Origin of the sequence: Methylococcus capsulatus, from assembly GCF_036864975.1 — a bacterium.
Classification (GTDB): domain Bacteria; phylum Pseudomonadota; class Gammaproteobacteria; order Methylococcales; family Methylococcaceae; genus Methylococcus.
On the sequence record NZ_CP104311.1, the window covers coordinates 2,855,840 to 2,875,721 of the forward strand.

General features: G+C 65.3%; 17 protein-coding genes. 11 read left to right on the forward strand and 6 right to left on the reverse strand.

Annotated elements, in window-relative coordinates:
- The first annotated feature begins 19 nt into the window (after positions 1-19).
- Positions 20-2,119: a phosphocholine-specific phospholipase C gene (locus N4J17_RS13970; RefSeq protein WP_198322023.1), complete on the forward strand. Its 2,100-nt coding sequence runs from the start codon at positions 20-22 to the stop codon at positions 2,117-2,119.
- 67 nt (positions 2,120-2,186) lie between these two features.
- On the opposite strand, the gene N4J17_RS13975 is transcribed toward N4J17_RS13970, so the two are convergent.
- The 3 genes from N4J17_RS13975 to N4J17_RS13985 are packed head-to-tail and all read right to left on the reverse strand — an operon-like array spanning position 2,187 to position 3,848.
- A complete protein-coding gene (locus N4J17_RS13975; protein WP_198322024.1) occupies positions 2,187-2,822 on the reverse strand; it encodes an RluA family pseudouridine synthase in 636 nt (211 codons plus the stop codon).
- A 4-nt stretch (positions 2,823-2,826) separates the two neighbouring features.
- Positions 2,827-3,474, reverse strand: a complete 648-nt coding sequence (locus N4J17_RS13980; RefSeq protein WP_198322025.1) for a thermonuclease family protein — start codon at positions 3,472-3,474, stop codon at positions 2,827-2,829.
- Positions 3,474-3,848, reverse strand: coding sequence for a nucleotidyltransferase domain-containing protein (locus tag N4J17_RS13985; RefSeq protein WP_198322026.1), 375 nt, complete (start codon positions 3,846-3,848; stop codon positions 3,474-3,476). Before N4J17_RS13985 ends, N4J17_RS13980 begins: the two co-directional genes overlap by 1 nt.
- A 141-nt stretch (positions 3,849-3,989) precedes the next feature.
- Between N4J17_RS13985 and N4J17_RS13990 the strand changes: the two genes are divergently transcribed.
- The 10 genes from N4J17_RS13990 (at position 3,990) to hypF (ending at position 17,151) form a co-directional block, all read left to right on the forward strand.
- Positions 3,990-5,552, forward strand: coding sequence for an efflux transporter outer membrane subunit (locus N4J17_RS13990; protein WP_232470268.1), 1,563 nt, complete (start codon positions 3,990-3,992; stop codon positions 5,550-5,552).
- A 31-nt stretch (positions 5,553-5,583) separates the two neighbouring features.
- Positions 5,584-6,732: an efflux RND transporter periplasmic adaptor subunit gene (locus tag N4J17_RS13995; protein ID WP_277458251.1), complete on the forward strand. Its 1,149-nt coding sequence runs from the start codon at positions 5,584-5,586 to the stop codon at positions 6,730-6,732.
- On the forward strand, positions 6,729-9,896 hold the full coding sequence (locus N4J17_RS14000; RefSeq protein ID WP_198322027.1) for an efflux RND transporter permease subunit: 3,168 nt from the start codon (positions 6,729-6,731) through the stop codon (positions 9,894-9,896). The genes N4J17_RS13995 and N4J17_RS14000 overlap by 4 nt, the downstream gene beginning before the upstream one ends.
- Positions 9,897-9,938: 42 nt before the next feature.
- On the forward strand, positions 9,939-10,613 hold the full coding sequence (locus N4J17_RS14005; RefSeq protein WP_198322028.1) for a CerR family C-terminal domain-containing protein: 675 nt from the start codon (positions 9,939-9,941) through the stop codon (positions 10,611-10,613).
- Between the two features lie 103 nt (positions 10,614-10,716).
- Entirely contained in the window at positions 10,717-12,183 is a 1,467-nt protein-coding gene (locus N4J17_RS14010) for a DegQ family serine endoprotease (RefSeq protein WP_198322029.1), read from the forward strand.
- 112 nt (positions 12,184-12,295) lie between these two features.
- Entirely contained in the window at positions 12,296-12,532 is a 237-nt protein-coding gene (locus tag N4J17_RS14015) for a HypC/HybG/HupF family hydrogenase formation chaperone (protein WP_198322030.1), read from the forward strand.
- Complete coding sequence (locus N4J17_RS14020) at positions 12,525-12,878, forward strand: hydrogenase maturation nickel metallochaperone HypA (RefSeq protein WP_198322031.1); 354 nt, start codon at positions 12,525-12,527, stop codon at positions 12,876-12,878. Before N4J17_RS14015 ends, N4J17_RS14020 begins: the two co-directional genes overlap by 8 nt.
- 35 nt (positions 12,879-12,913) lie before the next feature.
- Positions 12,914-13,765 (forward strand): hydrogenase nickel incorporation protein HypB, encoded by an 852-nt coding sequence (gene hypB, locus N4J17_RS14025; protein ID WP_198322032.1) that lies wholly within the window; start codon positions 12,914-12,916, stop codon positions 13,763-13,765.
- 12 nt (positions 13,766-13,777) lie between these two features.
- Positions 13,778-14,878 (forward strand): hydrogenase formation protein HypD, encoded by a 1,101-nt coding sequence (gene hypD, locus N4J17_RS14030; protein WP_198322033.1) that lies wholly within the window; start codon positions 13,778-13,780, stop codon positions 14,876-14,878.
- Between the two features lie 8 nt (positions 14,879-14,886).
- On the forward strand, positions 14,887-17,151 hold the full coding sequence (gene hypF / locus N4J17_RS14035; protein WP_198322034.1) for a carbamoyltransferase HypF: 2,265 nt from the start codon (positions 14,887-14,889) through the stop codon (positions 17,149-17,151).
- A gap of 96 nt (positions 17,152-17,247) precedes the next feature.
- Here the strand turns inward: hypF and N4J17_RS14040 are convergent, their stop codons facing one another.
- Genes N4J17_RS14040 through N4J17_RS14050 form a run of 3 tightly spaced genes read right to left on the reverse strand, consistent with a single transcriptional unit; the run spans position 17,248 to position 19,843 of the window.
- Entirely contained in the window at positions 17,248-18,282 is a 1,035-nt protein-coding gene (locus N4J17_RS14040; RefSeq protein WP_232470280.1) for an AAA family ATPase, read from the reverse strand.
- Positions 18,216-19,421 carry an ATP-binding protein gene (locus N4J17_RS14045; RefSeq protein WP_198322036.1) on the reverse strand — a complete coding sequence of 402 codons (1,206 nt, stop codon included), beginning with the start codon at positions 19,419-19,421 and terminating at the stop codon, positions 18,216-18,218. Before N4J17_RS14045 ends, N4J17_RS14040 begins: the two co-directional genes overlap by 67 nt.
- Positions 19,418-19,843 carry a hypothetical protein gene (locus N4J17_RS14050; protein WP_198322037.1) on the reverse strand — a complete coding sequence of 142 codons (426 nt, stop codon included), beginning with the start codon at positions 19,841-19,843 and terminating at the stop codon, positions 19,418-19,420. The genes N4J17_RS14045 and N4J17_RS14050 overlap by 4 nt, the downstream gene beginning before the upstream one ends.
- Between the last annotated feature and the right edge of the window lie 39 nt (positions 19,844-19,882).

Consider the following 19,882-nt stretch of genomic DNA (forward strand, 5'->3'; position numbering starts at 1 on the left):
CCAGAGAGTGAGGCAAGTCATGGGCAACACCGATCGTCGTACATTCCTCAAGTTGATGGGCTCGGGCGCAATGGCTACAGCGATGCCGACCAGCATCGCCCGTGCCTTGGAGATTCCCGCCAACAATCGCACGGGCACCATCAAGGACGTAGAGCACGTCGTCATCCTGACGCAGGAAAACCGCTCCTTCGATCACTATTTCGGCACGATGCGGGGCGTACGTGGCTTCAACGACCCCAGGGCGGTGATGCTCCCCAACGGCAAGGCGGTCTGGCATCAGCCCGATGGAGCGGGCTATCTCCTGCCGTTCCGCCCGGACGTCGAAAACGCAGGTCTGTGGTTCTCGCCGGACCCGCCCCACAGCTGGAACAACACCCATGCCGCCTGGAACTGGGGCAATCACGACCAGTGGGTCCCGAACAAGGGGGTCGCCGCCATGACCTACCTGGGCCGCAAGGACATCCCCTACCACTACGCGCTGGCGGACGCCTTTACGATCTGCGACGCCTACCATTGCTCCCTAATGGGCGGGACCGATGCCAACCGCTATTACATGTGGACCGGCTGGTGCGGCAACGACGGCCAGGGCGGCGGCCCAGTGATCTTCAACGACGAGGCCGGCTACGATTGGCATACCTATCCGGAGCGACTGCAGGACGCCGGCATTACCTGGAAGGTTTATCAGGATATCGGCGACGGCTTGAACGCGGACAATGGCAACTGGTGGGGCTGGACCTCCGACCCGTTCATCGGCAACTACGGCGACAATTCCCTACTGTATTTCCATCAATACCAAAACGCCCAGCCCGGCGATCCGCTGGCGGATCGCGCCAAGACCGGAACAGAAATCAAGGCGCACGGCAAGGATCCGCTGAAGCTGCTGGAGGACTTCCGCGCGGACGTCATGTCGGGCAAACTGCCCCAGGTCTCCTGGATCTGCGCACCAGAGGCCTATTGCGAACATCCGATCTGGCCGGCCAACTGGGGCGCATGGTACATCTCCCGGATCATGGACGCCCTGGTTGCCAACCCGGAGGTTTGGAGCAGGACCGTTTTCTTCATCAATTTCGACGAAGAAGGCGGGTACTTCGACCACATCGTTCCGCCAACCCCACCGATGAACGACGGCCAGGGCCTGTCCACCGTCGACACCGTCAATGAAATCTTTCCGGGCAACCCCAGCGATCCCAGGAATCCCCCTTCCGCCCCTTACGGCCTGGGTATGCGCGTGCCGATGCTGGTGATCTCCCCCTGGAGCAAGGGCGGCTGGGTGAATTCGCAGGTGTTCGATCACACCTCCTTGATCCGCTTCATCGAGGCGCGCTTCGCGGACGAGCATCCCGCGCTGATCGAACCCAATATCACCCCATGGCGGCGTGCGGTAGTGGGTGATCTCACCAGCGCCTTCGACTTCAAGAGACCCAACGCCCGGAAGGTCAGGTTGCCGGCTACCAGCGCCTATGTGCCGACCGACCTGAACAAGGACGCCTATTCGAAAGAGGTGCCGACCCCGCCCGTCAACCAGACGCTGCCCGTCCAGGAGTCCGGCGTCCGCCGGGCGCGTGCCCTGCCCTATGCGCTCCACGCCCATGGCGCCCGCATCGGCAATGCGTTCCGCATTGATTTCGAAAACGTCGGTACGGCAGCCGCAGTCTTCCAGGTCCGTTCGGGGAACGATCAGGAAATGCCCAGAACCTACACGGTCGAGCCCGCCAAATCGCTCTCCGGCAGCTGGAGCGCCTCCGCCGGCTACGAGCTGTCGGTTTATGGCCCGAACGGCTTTTTCCGGTCCTTCAAAGGCAGCCCAAACGGCCCTGCCAATCTGGACGTCAAAGCCAGCTACGACAAAGGGAGAAACGGCATCACCCTGAACATCGCCAATCTCGCAAACGGAAAGGCCAAGGTCCGCATCCTGGACAAATACACCGGCAGGGTCACAGTGCTTGAACTGCAAAGCAGAGCCAGCACATCGAGGCGCTGGTCGCTCGGTCTGTTCTCCGGATGGTACGACCTGACCGTCACCGTCGAAGGCGACGCCGGCTTCGAATATCGACTCGCCGGCCATGTCGAAACCGGCAAGGACAGCATCAGCGACCCCATGATGGGCGGGCTGATCTAACCCGCAACCTGCCCTGTGGCCGTCTCTCCCCGATACAGGGCCCGGTGTCAATCCTGCCGAGCCCCCGTCAAAACGGCACCGGGCTTTCAAAGGCGAGCCATTCGCCGCTCTCCGGATGGGAAAGTCCCAGGGTCTTGGCGTGCAGGAGCAGCCTGCCGGCCCGGAACCTCGCCGCTTCGTGCCCGTACAGCGGATCGCCGAGAATGGGATGCCCCAGGGCGGCGAGGTGGACCCGCAGCTGGTGGGAGCGCCCGGTGACCGGCTCGAGTTCGACACGGGTGGCATCGGTTTCACGGCCAAGGATCCGCCAGCGGGTCAGGCTGGGTTTGCCGTGCAGAGGGTCGACTTTTTGCAACGGGCGATTGGGCCAGTCAAGGACCAGGGGAAGATCAATGCGGCTCCAGCCGTCTTCGCTGTCCGGCGGGGCCTCCAGAATGCCGTGTACCACCGCCTCGTAACGCTTGAGGACTTCCCGGCAGGCGAAGGCCTGGCTCAGGACGCGCTGCGCCGCCGGTCCGCGCGCCATGACCATCAGGCCCGAAGTGGCCATGTCGAGCCGGTGCACGATGAGGGCGTCGGGATACCGGGCCTGCGCCCGGCCGCTCAGGCAGTCCTGCTTGGCGGGGCCGCGGCCGGGGACCGCCAGCAGGCCACTGGGCTTGGAGAGCACCAGTAATGCCGCGTCGGCGTGGATTAGCTCCATCGTTTCAGCACAGTTCTTCGCAAGGAGTACCGTCGCCGTCCCGATCCAGTGTTCTGACACCGCAGCGGGACAGGTAGAAACGCGCCTCCTCACAGGAGACCATCTCGGCGCAACGCTGTTTGGCCCCACATTGGGGGATATCCTTTTCCGGCGTGCGACGGGGCCTGGAATCCGCGGATTCGGCCCGATGGCGGAACCGCCAGGGTGGAAACGGGTGAGGCTGCGACCACAGCCCCCGTTTTTCCTGCCGTGCCTGTTCTTCGGCATCGAAATAAGCCGGATCGGTGGCGTACTGCCGGTACACCCAGGCCATCCCGCGCCGGACCTGCTCCAGGCCGACATCGATTCCCTCCTTCCACACCCGGCCCACGATACGGCCGTAATGGTCCGCGTCCACCCGCTCCACGGTCACGCTGCTTCCCTGCAGGAGTTCGGACAGTGATCGTTTGGACGCCTGCCAGTCGGCCTGTCCATATTCCGGGGCGTCGATCTGCGCCAGCCGCACTTGAACCTCGCGCTGGCCGGCATCCACGACAGTGATGGAGTCGCCATCCAGCACCGCCGCCACCCGTCCACTGAGGCTTGGACCCGCCTCGGCCTCCAGCAACAGGCAGGCGGTCAGTGCGGCGACGACACATCGAAAGAGGCGCATCACCAGGCCGGGTCACGCTGGCGCAGCGTGCGGGCGAACTGCAGAAATTCGTCCAGATGTTTCTCGGTGACGCTGACGGCGATGGGCAACTGCAAGCTCTGGTCATCGCGCCCGGCCGTTTTGCGGAATCCCACCCTGCATTCGAACGCCCCGGCGAGAGCGGGCTGGGCTCGGCCACCCTGGGCCAACGGCGCGAACACGGCTTCCCACAAAACGACCGGCTCGGCGCACTCCTCGGCCAGCACCGCAAGGTCGAGATCGCTGGCCGGCCGCCCATCGCCGCGGCTACGGCTGCCGAATGCATAGACGGCCGGTCGTCGGGGAAAGCCGGATTGCCTGGTTCGGATGATCGCTGCGCGCGGCTTGGGCGTCATGGGAGGGGATTTTCCACCAACCTCATCGGATCGTCCATGCTGACGCAAAAATGGCAAGTGCGCACCGTAAGGAAAGATCCGGGTTGACATCCAAACACTTGTTTCGTATTTTCGATTCAAACATATGTTTGAATTGATCGAATGAATTGCTTGAATCAGCTGGACTATCACAATTCGAGCCGCGAACGCGTGCCGCAATCCGCAGGGCTGGTTCGCACAGGACAGCGCGCCCGCGGCAAGGCGCCGCGCCGTGTCCCGCGCATCTCTGCATGCCTGCTCGGCGCAGTGTTTACCGCCTGTTCGCCGGTGGGTCCGGACTATCAACGCCCCGACACGGCGATGCCGGACCGCTGGCACGAAGCCGGGCCGCCGCCAGCGGCCCCTTCGGAAGCGGCCGGTGCAGCCTGGTGGAAAGCCTTCGGCGACCCGGTGCTGAACCGGCTGATCCGGGAAGCCATGCTCGCCAATCTCGATCTCAAGCAAACCTACACTCGCATCCGTGCTGCCCGTGAGCAGCGCCTCGTCGCCATCGCGAACGGACTGCCGATCCTATCCAACAAGGAAAGCGTGAGCCGGCGCCTCAACAATGCCGGCCAGAGCGGCGCCGGAGGGCAGCCCGGTGGCATCGGTTTCGGTAACAACATCGACATCTTCCAGCTCGGTTTCGACGTCCAATGGGAAATCGACCTGTTCGGCGGCATCCGGCGCTCGATTGAAGCGGCTGAGGCCAATCTCGAAGCCGAAGTCGAAAACAGCCGTGCGGTTCTGGTCACCTTACTGGGGGACATCGCTCGCGCCTATATCGAAATGCGCAGCAACCAGCATCTGCTGAACGTCAGTCAGGCCAACCTCAAGCTCCAGCTCGAAACCGCCCGCCTCATGCGGATCCGCTACCAGGCCGGTCTGTCGGACTCGCTGGAAGCGGTGCAGGCCGAAGCGCTCGCCGCGCAGACCCAGGCACAGTTGCCGGTATACGAGACGGCGCGTAAGCAGGCCATACATCAGATCGAGCTACTGCTGGGCAAGCCGCCCGGTGCCTTGCAGCCCCTGCTTGATCCCGAGCGGCCGGTGCCGTCGGCGCCCGACCGTATGCTGCTCGACCTGCCCTCGGAGCTGTTGCGGCGCCGGCCGGACATCCGCCTGGCCGAGCGCCAATTGGCCGCCGCCACGGCTCAGGTGGGTGTTGCCACGGCCGATCTCTACCCAAGATTCAACATCGCCGCCTTCCTCGGCTTCCAAAACATGAAGATCACCGACGTCACCGCCTTGAGCAAATCCTGGTCGGCCGCCGGCACCTTGACCACGCCGATATTCAACTGGGGCAGGATCCGGGCCAACATCGACGCCAAGGAGGCGCAGCAGGAGCAGAGCTTCCTGGCCTATCAATCCGCAGTGCTCGGCGCCTTGAGGGACGTGGAAAATTCCCTGGTCGCTTACGCCCAGGAAAAAGATCGCCGGGCCGCCCTGGAACAGGCGGTGGAATCGAACCGGCTGGCGCTGAAACTCTCGAAGGAGCGATACCGCTCCGGCCTCACCTCGTTCCTGAACGTGCTCGATTCCGAGCGGGCGGTGTATTCCGCCGAGAGCGACTTGGTGAGGAGCCAGGCGAGCGTGGCCGCCGACCTGGTATCGCTGTACAAGGCGCTCGGCGGTGGCTGGGAAACCGCGCTGATCGAGCCGGGCAAGTGGGCTGGCGGAAGCTGAATCGCCTCTTCATTCAGGAGAATCCTTGACTGTGAAGAACATCCTCCCTGCGCGCGCCATCGCCTTGGCTCGCATTTTGGCCGCAACCGGCCTATTCCAGCTCGCCGGCTGCGGCAGCGGCGAAAACGACACGGCGGCGCTGCCGAAGCCGAAAGTGGAGGTGAGCCGGCCGATGCAGCGGGAAATCCTGGAAACGGACGAGTACACCGGGCGGCTGCAAGCCGTGGAATCCGTGGAGGTCCGTGCCCGGGTTTCCGGCTACCTCAAGCAAATCCTTTTCACGGATGGCGGCCGGGTCAGGAGAGGCGATCTACTTTTCGTCATCGACCCGCGGCCTTACATGGCCCGGCTCCAGCAGGCGCAGGCCGGCCTCGAGCGGGCCCGGTCGAGGCTCAAGCTGGCGCAGAATCATCTGCAGCGGGCCGAGAGTCCGCTGAAGGAGCAGGCCATCTCGGAAGAAGAATACGACACCCGCCGCCAGAGCCTGGCGCAGGCCATGGCTGACGTCGAATCCGCCCAGGCCGAGGTCGATCTGGCCCGGCTCAACGTCGAGTTCACCCAGGTCCGCTCCCCCATCGACGGACGCATTTCCCGCAAGCTCATCACCGAGGGTAATCTAGTCACGGCGGATACTACGGTGCTGGCCGGCATCGTTTCGGTCGATCCGATGTACGTCTATTTCGACGCCGACGAACGTGCTCTGCTCAAGTACCGCCGTCTGGAACTTGCTGGCGAGCGAAAAGACGGAATGCCGCTCGAAATGGGACTGGTGGACGAGCAGGGTTATCCACATCGCGGCTATCTGGATTACATCGATCCGAACGTCAACGCCGACATGGGCACCGTCCGCGCCCGCGGTATCATAGCCAATCCCGACGGCCTAATGGAACAAGGGCTGTTCGCCAGGGTCCGGATTCCCGGTGGCCACCGCCACCAGGGCCTGCTCATCAGCGACCGGGCGATCGCGATGGATCAGGGCAAGAAGTACGTGATGGTCGTGACCTCCGACCAACGAGCAGAATACCGTCCCGTCACCACCGGCCGGCTGCAGGATGGCCTGCGCATCGTGTCGGCCGGTCTATCGCCCGAAGACTGGGTGATCGTCAACGGACTGCAATTCGTCCGGCCTGGCACGCCGGTCGAGGCGACCCACATCGACATGCCGGGGGCGACCCGATGAAGTTCGCCCATTTTTTTATCGACCGGCCGCGCTTCGCCATCGTCCTTTCCATCATCACGGTGCTGATCGGTGGCATCGCGATGTTCGCGCTGCCGATCGCGCAATATCCGGAAGTGGTACCGCCCACCATCGTGGTGTCGGCCAGCTATCCGGGCGCCAATCCCAAGGTGATCGCCGAAACCGTGGCAGCGCCCATCGAACAGGAGGTCAACGGTGTCGAGCATATGTTGTACATGTCCTCGCAGTCCACTAGCGACGGCCAGATGCAGCTTACGATCACGTTCCAGATCGGCACCGATATGGACATCGCTCAGATGCAGGTGCAGAACCGGGTCTCCAACGCCCTGCCGAAGCTGCCGGAGGACGTCCGCCGCCAGGGTGTAACGACCAAAAAGTCTTCGCCCGACATCCTGCTGGTCATCCATCTGGTTTCGCCGAACCAGCGCTACGACCAGCTTTATCTCTCCAACTACGCCTTGCTCAACATCCGCGACCGGCTCCTGCGGTTGCCGGGAGTGGGCGACGTCCGGACCTTCGGCGCCGGCGATTACAGCATGCGGGTCTGGCTGGACCCAACCCGGATCGCTGCCTTGAACATGACCGCAAGCGATGTGGTGCGCGCCATCCGCGAACAAAACATCCAGGTGCCGGCCGGTGTGATCGGCCAGCCACCGCTGGCCGGCGGTCCGGACTTCCAGCTCAACGTCAATACCATGGGGCGGCTCGCCAGCGTCGAGCAGTTCGGGGCGATCATCGTCAAGTATGGACAAGGCGGCAGCCTGGTGCGCTTGCGCGATGTCGCCAGGATCGAGCTGGGCGCCAACCGCTATTCGCTGCGCAGTCAGCTGAGCAACGAAGATGCCGTCGCCATCCCGATCTCGCTGCGGCCGGGAGCCAACGCGCTCGATACGGCCAAGCTGGTCAAGAGCACGATGCAGACCCTGAAGAAGCGGTTTCCGGAAGGGGTGGATTACCGGATCGTCTACGATACCACCATCTTCGTCGAACAATCGCTGGAGGCCGTCACCCGCACCTTCTTCGAGGCCCTGGCCTTGGTGGTCCTGGTGGTGCTGGTGTTCCTGCAGACCTGGCGCGCCGCGATCATCCCGCTGCTGGCGGTGCCGGTCTCCATCGTCGGCACCTTCGCCGTCATGGCGGCCATGGGTTATTCGCTGAACAACCTCTCGCTGTTCGGGCTGGTATTGGCCATTGGCATCGTCGTCGACGACGCCATTGTCGTGGTGGAGAATGTCGAGCGCCACATCGGCCTCGGGCTTTCGGTCAAAGCGGCGGCGCGCCAGGCCATGCGGGAGGTGACGGGCCCGATCATCGCCATTTCGGTGGTGCTGGGCGCAGTGTTCATTCCGGCAGCGTTCGTCTCTGGCATCAACGGGCAGTTCTACCGCCAGTTCGCCGTCACCATCGCCGCTTCCACCTTGATCTCCGCCTTCAACTCCCTGAGCCTCAGTCCCGCCTTGGCCGCGGTCCTGCTCACGCCGCATCAGGCGCGTGAAGACCGGTTGAGCGTCTGGATCCACCGGCTGTTCGGCGGGTTATTCCGCTGGTTCAACCGCGGCTTCGAGGCCAGTTCCAGCGGCTATGCCAGATTGGTCAAGCGGCTGCTGCGACTGTCCGGTATGGTGCTCTTGCTGTACACAGCGCTGCTCGCTTTCACCGGTTATGAATTCAGGCGGGTGCCGGCGGGATTCATTCCGCTGCAGGACAAGGGTTATCTGGTGGTGTTCGCGCAACTGCCGGAGGCCGCCTCGCTGGAGCGGACCGACGCGGTGTTGCACCGGGCATCGGAAATCATCCTAGCCCAGCCCGGCGTGAAGGGCACGGTGGCGTTTCCGGGCTTTTCGGTCGTCAGCGGCGCCAATACCTCCAATGCCGGCACCATCTTCGTGCCCTTGAAGCCGTTCGAGGAACGGGTCGCCCAGGGTCTGTCGGCCCAGCGCATCCTGGGCGAGCTGCAACCTCGGCTCAGCAGCCTGAAGGAGGCTTTCATCGGCATCTTTCCGCCACCGCCGATCCTGGGCCTGGGCAGCCTGGGCGGGTTCAAGCTGCAGATCCAGGACCGCGGCAACGAGGGTTTCGATGCGCTGAACGGTGCGCTGCAAGCCGCCCTCAATGCGGGTCGGCAGACACCTGGACTGACGGGGCTGTTCACCAGCTTCCAGAACAATGTTCCGCAGCTCTATGCCGACATCGACCGGGTCAAAGCCAAGTCCCAGGGCATCCCGCTGTCGGAGATATTCGACACCATGCAGATCTATCTGGGATCGCTCTATGTCAACGACTTAAACCTGTTCGGGCGCACCTTCCAGGTCACAGCCCAGGCTGATGGCGAATTCCGCCGCGAGCCGGAGGACATCGGCCGGCTCAAGACCCGCAACGCCGCGGGGGACATGGTGCCGCTGGCGGCGCTGATGACAGTGAGGGAAGTCAGCGGCCCGGACCGGGTGCTTCGCTACAACATGTACCCAGCGGCCGAGATCAACGGGTCTCCCGCACCCGGCGTCAGTTCCGGGCAGGCGATCGCTCTGATGGAACAGCTGGTGAGGAGGACCCTGCCGCTGTCCATGGATTTTGAATGGACCGAGCTGACCTACCAGCAGATCTTGGCAGGCGACACCGCCGTCTATGTGTTCGCCCTGTCGAGCCTGCTGGTGTTCCTGGTACTGGTGGCGCTGTATGAGAGCTGGATACTGCCGCTGGCCATCGTGCTCATCGTACCCATGACCCTGATGTGCGCGCTGGGCGGCGTCTGGCTGCACGGCGGCGACAACAACATCTTCACCCAGATCGCCCTGCTGGTACTGGTCGGGCTGGCCGCCAAAAACGCCATCCTGATCGTCGAATTCGCCAAGGCCCGGCGTGAGGAGGGCGTCGATACGGTGACGGCTGCCATCGAAGCCTGCCGGCTCCGGTTCCGCCCCATCCTCATGACCTCATTTGCGTTTATTATGGGCGTTCTCCCGCTCATGTTCGCCACCGGCGCGGGCGCCGAGATGCGGCAGGCCCTGGGCGTGCCGGTCTTCTTCGGCATGCTCGGGGTTACGGTGTTCGGCCTGCTGTTCACCCCCGTGTTTTACTATGTCCTGCAAAGGCTCGCCGACCGGAGCCATGGCCATGCCACACCAGCGACCGGCGGGGACGGATGAAAATCCAGGTGGCCGATCGAATCCGTAGCTCGAATCGTCAGTATGAACGCATTTCACGACACACCGCGCCATGATCCCACCCGCAAGCGGCTGTTACAGGCCGCATTGGAGATATTCGCCGACAAGGGTTTTCGTGATGCCACGGTGCGGGAAATATGTGCCAAGGCGGAGGTCAATGCGGCCTCGGTCAATTATCACTTCGGCAGCAAGGAAGCGCTCTATTCCGAAGTTCTCGGCTTCGCTTATCGGGAAGCCAGCGAACGCTATCCCTATACCTTGGCCGCCGATACGAGTCTGCCACCCGAGATCAGGCTGCGCCACTTCATAGGTAATCTGTTGGCGCGGATGCTGGACGACACTTATCTTGGTCGCCACGGCAAACTCTTGGCCCGTGAGATCGCCGATCCCACCCCCACGACGGCGCTCGATCAGGTCATCGAAACCACGATGAAACCGCATTGCGACCTCCTGCATGGAATCATCGCAGAGCTGGTCGGGCCCGGCCACGGCGAAGCGGACATGCATCGTCTGAGTCTGAGCATAGTCGGCCAATGCCTGATGTACCACCATTCGCGCTCGCTGATAGATCGCGTCTATCCGGAAATCATCGCAACGCCGGAGGAAATCGAAAGAACCGCCGAGCACATCGTCCGCTTTTCGGTCGCGGCATTGAAACATCTGCACTTGCAAAAGCCGGCGCCCGACAAGGGGAGCTGATTGCCCCGGCAATTCGGATTGGGCCTTAAGCCTGTTTTAAGCTGCCCTTCTTATCTTGATCACCAAGCAGCAAATTCCGCTGATTCGTGAGGACGAAACCGCCATGCAAAAAAACACCCTGCGTTCCACCCTGATCGCCACCACCGTCATCGCCGCCCTGGGTGCCGGCTATGCCCGCTACGGAGACTACACCCTGGTGCCGAAATCGGATCGGGTGCAGCCAACCGCTCAGACGGCCCAACCGCCGGTGGCTGCCTCCAATGCCCCCCGGTCACTGCCCGATTTCGCCGCCATCGTCCAGCGTAATGGACCGGCAGTCGTCAACATCAGCGTCACCGGCACCAGCCGGGTCAATCTGCCGGAGATGCCCCAGTTCGACCCCAACGATCCGTTCGGTGAATTTTTCCGGCGGTTCCAGCCCCCGAGCCCGCGCGGAGGTGAGGCCCCCAGCCATGGCCAAGGCTCGGGATTCATCATCCGTCCCAACGGCCTGATTCTGACCAATGCCCACGTGGTCGATGGTGCCCAGGAAGTCACGGTGAAGCTGATCGACCGGCGCGAATTCAAGGCCAGGATCATCGGTATCGACAAACCCACCGACGTTGCCCTGCTCAAGATCGAGGCCGATGGTCTGCCGGTGGTGCCTCTGGGAGATCCTGCGCGATCCGGTCCCGGCGACTGGGTGGTGGCCATCGGCTCGCCGTTCGGCTTCGAGAACAGCGTGACGGCGGGCATCATTTCGGCGAAATCGCGCAGTCTGCCCGAAGAAACCTATGTGCCGTTCATCCAGACCGACGTCGCGGTGAATCCCGGTAACTCCGGTGGCCCGCTGTTCAATCTGAACGGCGAAGTCATCGGCATCAACTCGCAGATCTACAGCCGTACCGGTGGCTACCAAGGACTGTCCTTCGCCATTCCCATCGATGTCGCCCTGAAGGTCGAAACACAACTGTTGGCGGACGGCAAGGTCAGCCGCGGACGGCTCGGCGTCGGCATCCAGGACTTGAACCAGTCACTGGCCGAATCCTTCGGGCTGGAACGTCCGATGGGCGCCCTGATCGATTCGGTACCGAACGACGGACCCGCAGCCAAGGCCGGAATCAAGCCGGGCGATGTCATCCTGAGCCTCAACGGCCAACCGATCGAGAATTCAGGCCAGCTGCCGCCGCTGGTCGCGGACATCAAACCAGGCAGCGAGGCCAAGTTAGTTCTCTGGCGCAACGGCAAGCGCGAAGAGGTCACGGTCCAGGTCGGCGAAATGCCCGACAGCCAGCAGGCCGCCGCAACCGGCAATGGGCTCGCCAAAGGCCGGCTGGGCCTGGCGGTACGCCCCCTGGCACCGGAAGAACAGCAGGCGGCCGACGTCAACGGTGGCGTGCTGGTCGAAGCGACCGCGGGCCCGGCCGAGCGCGCCGGCATCCGGCTGGGTGATGTGATCCTCGCGCTCAACGGCCATGCGGTGGCCAGTCCCGGCGAGCTGCGCGAACTGGCGGACCGGGCGGACAAGCACGTAGCCCTGCTGGTGCAGCGCGGCGGTATGAGGATTTTCGTGCCGCTGGATTTAGGCTGAAGCCGAAGCGGTGTATATTGGCAGGCATTTGAATCGGTCCCGAGGACTCAAGCAGCCCATGTTCCGAATCGAACCGACCGCGGATTTGGTCCGCAGACTCTAGGCGACAGACATGTGTCTCGCCGTCCCAATGCAGGTCACCCGCCTCGATGGATTTTCCGCGCGCTGCTCGGCGCGCGGCGTAGAGCGGGACGTCAGCCTGTTCATGCTCCAGGACGAAGGCATCGCTCCCGGGGACTTCGTACTGGTCCATGTCGGCTACGCCATCCAGAAGATCAGCCGTGAAGACGCCGAGGCGACATGGGAACTCTTCGACCAGATCCTCGCCGCGGACGAGGCCGATGCATGAGCTGTCGGTCTGCATGGAGCTGATCGAGCAGGTCGAATCCATTGCCCGCAGCCACGACGCTGAGCGGGTGGAAAGCCTTGTCCTCAGGATCGGCGTATTGTCCGGCGTCGAACCGGGACTCCTGGAACGCGCTTTCGAAATCGCCCGGCTGGGCACGGTCGCCGAGCACGCCAGCCTGCGCACCGAAAGAATCGAGCCCCGCATCCGCTGCAGGGCCTGCGGCCTGGAGGCGGACGCCGGGCCGAGCGACCTGCGCTGTCCGGCCTGCTTCGACACCGACACGATGCTGATCGCCGGCGACGAAATGATCCTGGCCCGGGTCGAATTGCTGCAGGCCGCAGACTGAATCCGCTTTTCGAGACTGTATGAGGTAAGCCCACCATGTGCGACACCTGCGGCTGCAACATCACCGACGGCAACCGCCATCTGCTGCGCGCCGACGGCTCGCACGCCAAAGTCACCGCCGTCTCCATCCTGAACAAACTGCTACGATACAACGACGCCCAGGCCGAGGCGAACCGCGCCCTGTTCGACCGGCACGGTGTTCTGGTCATCAATCTGATGTCCTCGCCCGGCTCGGGCAAGACTTCCTTGCTGGAAGCGACCATCAAGGCGCTGAACGGCGGCCTGCGCATCGCCGTCATCGAAGGCGACCTGGAAACCGAAAACGACGCGGCGCGCATCCGCGCACTGGGCGTCGAGGCGCACCAGATCACTACCGGCACGGCCTGCCATCTCGACGCGCATCTGGTCGCCAAAGTATTGCCCAAGCTCGATTTGGAAAACATCGATGTCCTGTTCATCGAGAATGTCGGCAACCTGGTCTGCCCCGCCAGTTTCGACCTGGGCCATCATCTCAATCTGACCCTGCTGTCCGTCACCGAAGGCGACGATAAGCCGGCCAAATATCCGGTAATGTTCCGGGCGGCCGACGCCATGGTCATCAGCAAGACCGATCTCCTGGCAGTGCTCGATGAATTCTCCCCGGAACGGGCGGAAGCCTGCCTGCGCAACCTGGCCTCGAACGCGCCGGTGCTGCGCCTTGCTGCCAAGACCGGCGAAGGCATGAAGGAATGGCTGGACTGGCTGAACCGTCGGCTGGAGCACTACCGGAACCTGCGGCGCGAAAACCGCAGCCTGAGCCCGGCGGTGCAGTCCGAAGGCCGGAGGCTGCATGGCCTCGCCAAGCCGGAGGTCCGTTTCAAGCCCGCACCGAAGCCCGAAACGGCCTGAAGGACCCAGGCGATGAGCGACGCACGGCTTTGGCTGGAACGGATCAGGGAGCTGCCGATTCCGGACGGGATCCGCATCATGAACGTCTGCGGCGGGCACGAGCGCTCGATCAGCATGGCGGGATTGCGTGCCGCGCTGCCGCAGGCCATCCGCCTGATTCCGGGCCCCGGCTGCCCGGTCTGCATCTGCCCGGAGGAAGACATCTACCAGGCCATCCGACTCGGCCTCGAGAGCGATGCCGTCGTCGCCACCTTCGGCGACATGCTGCGGGTGCCGGTCAACCTCGGGCGCCAAGCCGTGCGCTCGCTGGAACAGGCCAAAGCGGCGGGCGCCGACATCCGGCCCATCGCCTCGCCCATCGAGGCGCGGATCATCGCCGAAAAGGCGGCCGGCAAACCGGTGGTACTGTTCGCGGTCGGCTTCGAGACCACCATGGCGCCGGTCGCCGCCCTGATGGCGGAAGGCCTGCCCGACAACCTCTACATCCTGTGCAGCAGCCGGCTGACCTGGCCGGCAGTCAAGCTGCTGCTCGATTCCGACGAATGCGTGCTGGACGCCCTGGTCGCGCCCGGCCACGTGGCCACGGTGATGGGGCCGGAAGAATGGGACTTCGTCGCCGACGACTACCGCTTGCCAGTGGCGATCGCCGGCTTCACCCCCGCCAGCCTGCTCCAGGCCATACACTCGACGATCGTCCAGTGGCTGGAGGCAACGCCGCGGCTGGCTAACTGCTATCCGGAGGCGGTGAAGCCGGGGGGCAATCCGAAGGCACGCGAACTCCTGGACCGTTGCTTCGACATCAGCGCCGGCAACTGGCGCGGCATCGGCCCGATCGCGGCTTCGGCCTATGTCCTGAAACCGGAATTCGCCGCCCATGACGCCCGCCTGCATTTCCCCGACTACAACGCGGGCGACCGCCGCCATGCCGGCGAGATGCCGGCGGGCTGCGACTGCGCCCGCGTCGTGCTTGGCAAGATCCAGCCGGACGAGTGCCGCATCTACGGCAAACCCTGCACCCCCCGCAGCCCGGTCGGCCCCTGCATGGTCTCGGACGAAGGCGCCTGCCGCATCTGGTGGGCGGCCGGCGTGCGCAAGGACACCGCCGCCGCCTGAAAGGCCGCATGCGGACCGCCCAGCGCATCGAGGTCCGCGGCCGTGTGCAAGGCGTGGGGTTCCGCCCGTTCGTCTGCCGGCTCGCCCGCGAATTCGACCTCGATGGCTGGGTGAGGAACCGCGGCGGCGGCGTCGAAATCCACGCCGAGGGCGAGCCCGCCGCGATCGAGCGGCTCATCGACGCGCTGGTCTCCCGTGCCCCGCCGCTGGCCGATCCGCAGCCGCCGGTTCGCCGGCCCGCCGAATTCGGGGGCTGCGCCGGATTCGAAATCCTGCTCAGCGATTCCGGGGACGAAACGCCCGTCCATGTACCGCCGGACCACTTCGTCTGCCCCGATTGCCTGGACGAAATGCGCGATCCCGCCGCCCGCCGCTGCCGATATCCCTTCATCAACTGCACCCAATGCGGGCCGCGCTACACCCTCATCGACCGGCTGCCCTACGACCGCCCGAACACCGCGATGGCGGACTTCCCGCTGTGCGAGGACTGCCGGCGCGAGTACGAAGACATTCACGACCGGCGCTATCACGCCCAGCCGCTGGCCTGTCCTCGGTGCGGGCCGGTGCTGGAATTTCGCGAGCCGTCCGCATGCGTCGCTATACCGGGTAACGAACCGGCGCTCTCGGGCTGCATCGAAGCCCTACGGCAAGGCCAGGTCGTCGCCGTCAAAGGCGTCGGCGGCTACCACCTCCTCTGCGACGCCCGCTCGGATGCCGCCGTCGGGCGCCTGCGCGAACGCAAACGCCGCCCGGACAAGCCCCTCGCGGTGCTGATCCCCTGGTTCGAAGGCGAAGGGATCGATTGGCTGGTACGCCTGGCCGAGCCGCGTCCCGAGGAACGCGATCTGCTGGCATCCCCGCTCCGGCCCATCGTCATCGTCAAGCGCGCCGCCGAAAGCGATCTGTCCGGCCTCATCGCGCCGGGCCTGGACGAGATCGGCCTGATGTATCCCTACAGCCCGCTGCATCACCTGCTGGCGGGCGACTATGGCGCGCCGCTGGTCGCCACCTCGGCGAACCTGAGCGACGAGCCGGTGCTGACCGACGGCGCGGAAGTCGAGCGCCGGCTGGCTCACGTCGCCGACGCCTTCCTGCACCACGACCGGCCGATCCGCCGGCCCGCCGACGACTCGGTTTACCGCCGCAGCGCCGGGAGTATGCGGCCCTTGCGGCTGGGTCGCGGTACGGCGCCGCTCGAAATGCGTCTCCGCTACCCGGTGGCCGAACCCACTCTTGCGCTCGGGGCCGATCTCAAGAACACCATCGCCCTGGCCTTCGAAGACCGCGCGGTCGTCTCCCCGCACCTCGGCAATCTCGGCGCGCCGCGCAGCCTCGACGTATTCGAGCAACTGATTCGGGAGCTGTCCGCCTTGTACGGGATCGAGCCGAAGCGGGTGGTCTGCGACGCTCACCCCGACTATTTCTCCAGTCGCTGGGCCCGGGCCTGCGGGCTCGAAATCCACCGCGTCCTCCACCACCACGCCCACGCCTCGGCGCTTTACGGCGAGTTCGGGCCGGACGGCGACATCCTGGTGTTCGCCTGGGACGGCACCGGCTTCGGCGGCGACGGCACCCTGTGGGGCGGCGAAACCCTGCTTGGTCGGCCCGGCGGCTGGCGCCGGGTCGGAAGCCTGCGACCGTTCCGGCTCATCGGCGGCGAAAAGGCCAGTGCCGAGCCCTGGCGCTGCGGGCTCGCGGCCTGCTGGGAAGCGGGGCTGGACTGGTCCGGCTGCCCGGTGGACCCCGCGCCGTATCGGCACGTCTGGGAACGCGGGATCAACAGTCCCTACACGAGCTCCGCCGGACGTTTGTTCGACGCCGCCGCCGCCCTGCTCGGCACCACGCTTAATCAAAGCCACGAAGGCCAGGCCGGCATGCGGCTGGAAGCGCTGGCCGGCGACACGGCGGATTTCATCGAACTGCCGGCGCGGCGTGAGAACGGCCTGTATCGCGCCGACTGGAGCCCTCTGCTGCCCGCTTTGATGGAGGGGAGCCAACCGGCCGGCTACCGCAGCGCCCTGCTCCATACCAGCCTGGCCCACGCGGTCCTGGCCCAGGCCCGAGCGATCCGCGGCGAATCGGGCGTAAACCTGGCCGGCCTCACCGGCGGCGTGTTCCAGAACCGTATTCTCGCCGAACTGACCGCGGATCTGCTGCGGGCCGACGGATTCGAAGTCGTCCTGCCCGCCAGCCTTCCTGTCAACGATGCCGCGATCGCTTACGGCCAGCTCGTCGAGACCGCCGGCGCCGGCCGCGCGCCCAGCCCCGCTTGATGCCGGGCCGACTGTCGGTTTATCAAGCCTCCTCCAGGGGCTCCGTCCGCTTCAACCGGCATTCCGCCGCCAGTCGGCGCAGGAACTGCTCCGGGGTCAACCGCTCACCGAGCAGCGTGCACTGGCGCGTGACCGGCCGGGCGTGAGGCCCTGTAGGCCCTCCAGCGCATAGATCAGGTCCGCCGGCACCGGCGCCGTGGCAGCCCCCAAAGCCTCCCGCGCAAACAGAGCGAGCCGCTGCGCGGGGGTCAAGGCGCGGAAATGCAACTTGAAATCGAACCGACGCAACGCCGCCGCATCGATGCCGCTCATCAGATTGGTGGCGGCGATGAAGATGCCGGGGTAGCGCTCCATCTGCTGCAGCAGCTCGTTGACCTGGGTGCGCTCCCAGGACCGTTGCGCTTGGCGCCGGTCGGTCAGGAAGCTGTCGACCTCATCGAGCAGCAGGACCGACTGCGAGGGATCGCACTCCAGAAACAGACGGGCCAGATTCTGCTCGGTTTCGCCCACGAAGGGGGAAAGCAGGTCCGAAGCCTGGCGCCCCACCCGTTCCCGGTCGAGCGCCTCGGCCAGGATTTCGGCGAATGCGGTCTTGCCGGTACCCGGCGGGCCGTAGAAGCACAGGCTGCCGTGGCCGTGCTGCGAAAGGGCCCGGACGATGGCGCCGGGGCTCACTCCGCCGGCCAGATTCAGGAAGACCGCATCGAACCCGGTGTCCGCCCGGCGCCGGCGGGGCGAGGGCGACCCGTGCAACAGCGTGCGCAGCGCGGTCACGCCGGCCCGGATCGTCTCCTCGGGCGGCGCTTCCGGCAGCAGCTCCCACAATCGGCGCGCCGAGCCCAACTGGGCCGGGGCAAGCACCGCGTCATCGGCCAGCTCGTCCAGCAACGACGGCGGGACCGCGCACTCGCCGAAGTGAGACTCCACCATCTGCCGGCGCACCGAGCGCGGTGGCTGAACGAAGGCGACCGGCAGCAGGAAGCGCCGCAGGAAAGCCGGATCGAAGCAATCCGTGGCGTTGGTGACCCAGATCGCCGGCACCGGGTTCTCTTCCAGGATGCGGTTCATCCAGCCCTTGTGGCGGCCGGTGGCACCGCGTCCGCGCATCCAGGAAAACAGCGGGTCGGACATTTCGAACACGTCCTCACCTCATCGAAGATCAGCATGGCGTCCCGCCGCCGGGCGAGCAGGCGCTGTGCGAGCTGGTAAGCCGACAGCCGGCCTTCGCGATTCAACCCGTCGCCGTCGTCATCGCTAGTCCTGACCTGGTAGGCGCGCAGTCCGGAAGCCTGGGCCAGCGCGCGCGCCAGCTCCGTCTTGCCGGTGCCGGGCGGGCCGTAGAACAGCAGATTGATTCCCACCGCCCCCTCCGCCGCGGCGCGACCCAATACCCCCTGCAGTCGCTCCGTCGTGTCCCGCAAATGGGGAAAAGCCTCCACCGGCCAGGCACCGGCGGGAGCGGGTTCAATCAGCTCAGCCAGCAGAGCGTCGGCATCCGGCGGAGCGGCCTCGAGCACCAGGCGCAGCAAAGCGGTGGGGCTGAGGAAATCCTCCAGATCTCTCTGAAGCTCCGAATCGCACTCGACCAGCCCCAACGACTGCAACGGTGCCTGCTTGGCCAGGGCACCCCGCACCGCCTCCGGCTCCACGCCCAGCATGGCAGCCAGGCGTGCGAGGTTGAACCGGCCCGCGGCGCGTCCGGCGTATCGAGCGCCCCGCTCGGCACGCAGCAACACACGGAGCGGGCGGCTCGATTCCCGGTGTTCGAGATAGTCGAGGATCAGGATCTCGGTAGCGCTCAGCCCCAGGGCCTGGCCCAGGGTCGCAACGGTGGAGGACGTCGGCGCCGCGCCGTCGGCCTCGGCCAGACGCCTCGCAACCTGCTGCGGCAGCGTCTCGAACACCGCCCGGCAGCGCTGCCGCCGTTCGACGATCGGCGCGGGCCGGACCGGTTCGTTCCGGTCCTGGGCAAAGGCCGCCTCCAGATCCCGGACGACCTCTTCCCTCGAGAGCATTTCCGACTCCAAAGCCTCGGCAGCCCATGGGACCTCTTCCTCGGAACAACCCATGAGTTCACGGGCCGCCCGCGGATCGAGCAGCGGCGCCGTCAGCCGCCACAAGGCGTCGAGCACCTCGTGGTCCGACAGATTCAGGGCACGCTGCGGATCGTGCCGGAACAACTGCAGCGCGTACCGCGCCAAACGGCGTTCGACCGGAGGCACGGCGACGAAATCGGCACGCCACAAGCTTCGATGCGTCGGTGGTGTCATGCGTTCTCCCTCCAGGATTGAAAGCGGCGGCTGTCGAAGTGGAAGGTGACGAATTCGCCGCGGCCGGGATCGCGGTCCCAGACCACGCCTAGCACCAGGTCCAGCGGTTCGCGGAAGTAGGTGCTGCCGCTTTCCTCCTCATGGTCGAGGACCGGCGGCTCCAGCAAGGCGACCACGACCGCCGGCTGGCCGTACCGGGGAATCCGTCTGTTCTTCAGGCCGGGCTTCCACGTCACCAGATCGCCCGGCGCAAAGCGGTGAGTCTGGGAGAACAGGCGGTAGCGCGTTCGCAGGGCCGCGGCGATGTCGCCCCGCATGCCGTCCGGCGGCTCATCCTCGAGCAAAGGGATGGGATTGTCCTCGCTCAGGCCGATGCGCTCGAGCAGTTCGCGGGAGGACAGATGTTGAGGTTTCCGGGCCATGGTGTGTCTCTCCAAGGGCAGGGTGGATCGTGTGCCGGG

Bases quoted from the DNA above. Each gene is read 5' to 3' on its own strand.
- N4J17_RS14000 (WP_198322027.1), top strand. From the start codon at position 6,729: ATGAAGTTCGCCCATTTTTTTATCGACCGGCCGCGCTTCGCCATCGTC.
- hypF (WP_198322034.1), top strand. From the start codon at position 14,887: ATGCGGACCGCCCAGCGCATCGAGGTCCGCGGCCGTGTGCAAGGCGTG.
- N4J17_RS13990 (WP_232470268.1), top strand. From the start codon at position 3,990: ATGAATTGCTTGAATCAGCTGGACTATCACAATTCGAGCCGCGAACGC.
- N4J17_RS14010 (WP_198322029.1), top strand. From the start codon at position 10,717: ATGCAAAAAAACACCCTGCGTTCCACCCTGATCGCCACCACCGTCATC.
- N4J17_RS13970 (WP_198322023.1), top strand. From the start codon at position 20: ATGGGCAACACCGATCGTCGTACATTCCTCAAGTTGATGGGCTCGGGC.
- N4J17_RS13980 (WP_198322025.1), bottom strand. From the start codon at position 3,474: ATGCGCCTCTTTCGATGTGTCGTCGCCGCACTGACCGCCTGCCTGTTG.
- hypD (WP_198322033.1), top strand. From the start codon at position 13,778: ATGAGCGACGCACGGCTTTGGCTGGAACGGATCAGGGAGCTGCCGATT.
- N4J17_RS14045 (WP_198322036.1), bottom strand. From the start codon at position 19,421: ATGACACCACCGACGCATCGAAGCTTGTGGCGTGCCGATTTCGTCGCC.
- N4J17_RS14040 (WP_232470280.1), bottom strand. From the start codon at position 18,282: ATGTCCGACCCGCTGTTTTCCTGGATGCGCGGACGCGGTGCCACCGGC.
- N4J17_RS14020 (WP_198322031.1), top strand. From the start codon at position 12,525: ATGCATGAGCTGTCGGTCTGCATGGAGCTGATCGAGCAGGTCGAATCC.
- N4J17_RS14050 (WP_198322037.1), bottom strand. From the start codon at position 19,843: ATGGCCCGGAAACCTCAACATCTGTCCTCCCGCGAACTGCTCGAGCGC.
- N4J17_RS13975 (WP_198322024.1), bottom strand. From the start codon at position 2,822: ATGGAGCTAATCCACGCCGACGCGGCATTACTGGTGCTCTCCAAGCCC.
- N4J17_RS13985 (WP_198322026.1), bottom strand. From the start codon at position 3,848: ATGACGCCCAAGCCGCGCGCAGCGATCATCCGAACCAGGCAATCCGGC.
- N4J17_RS14005 (WP_198322028.1), top strand. From the start codon at position 9,939: ATGAACGCATTTCACGACACACCGCGCCATGATCCCACCCGCAAGCGG.
- N4J17_RS14015 (WP_198322030.1), top strand. From the start codon at position 12,296: ATGTGTCTCGCCGTCCCAATGCAGGTCACCCGCCTCGATGGATTTTCC.
- hypB (WP_198322032.1), top strand. From the start codon at position 12,914: ATGTGCGACACCTGCGGCTGCAACATCACCGACGGCAACCGCCATCTG.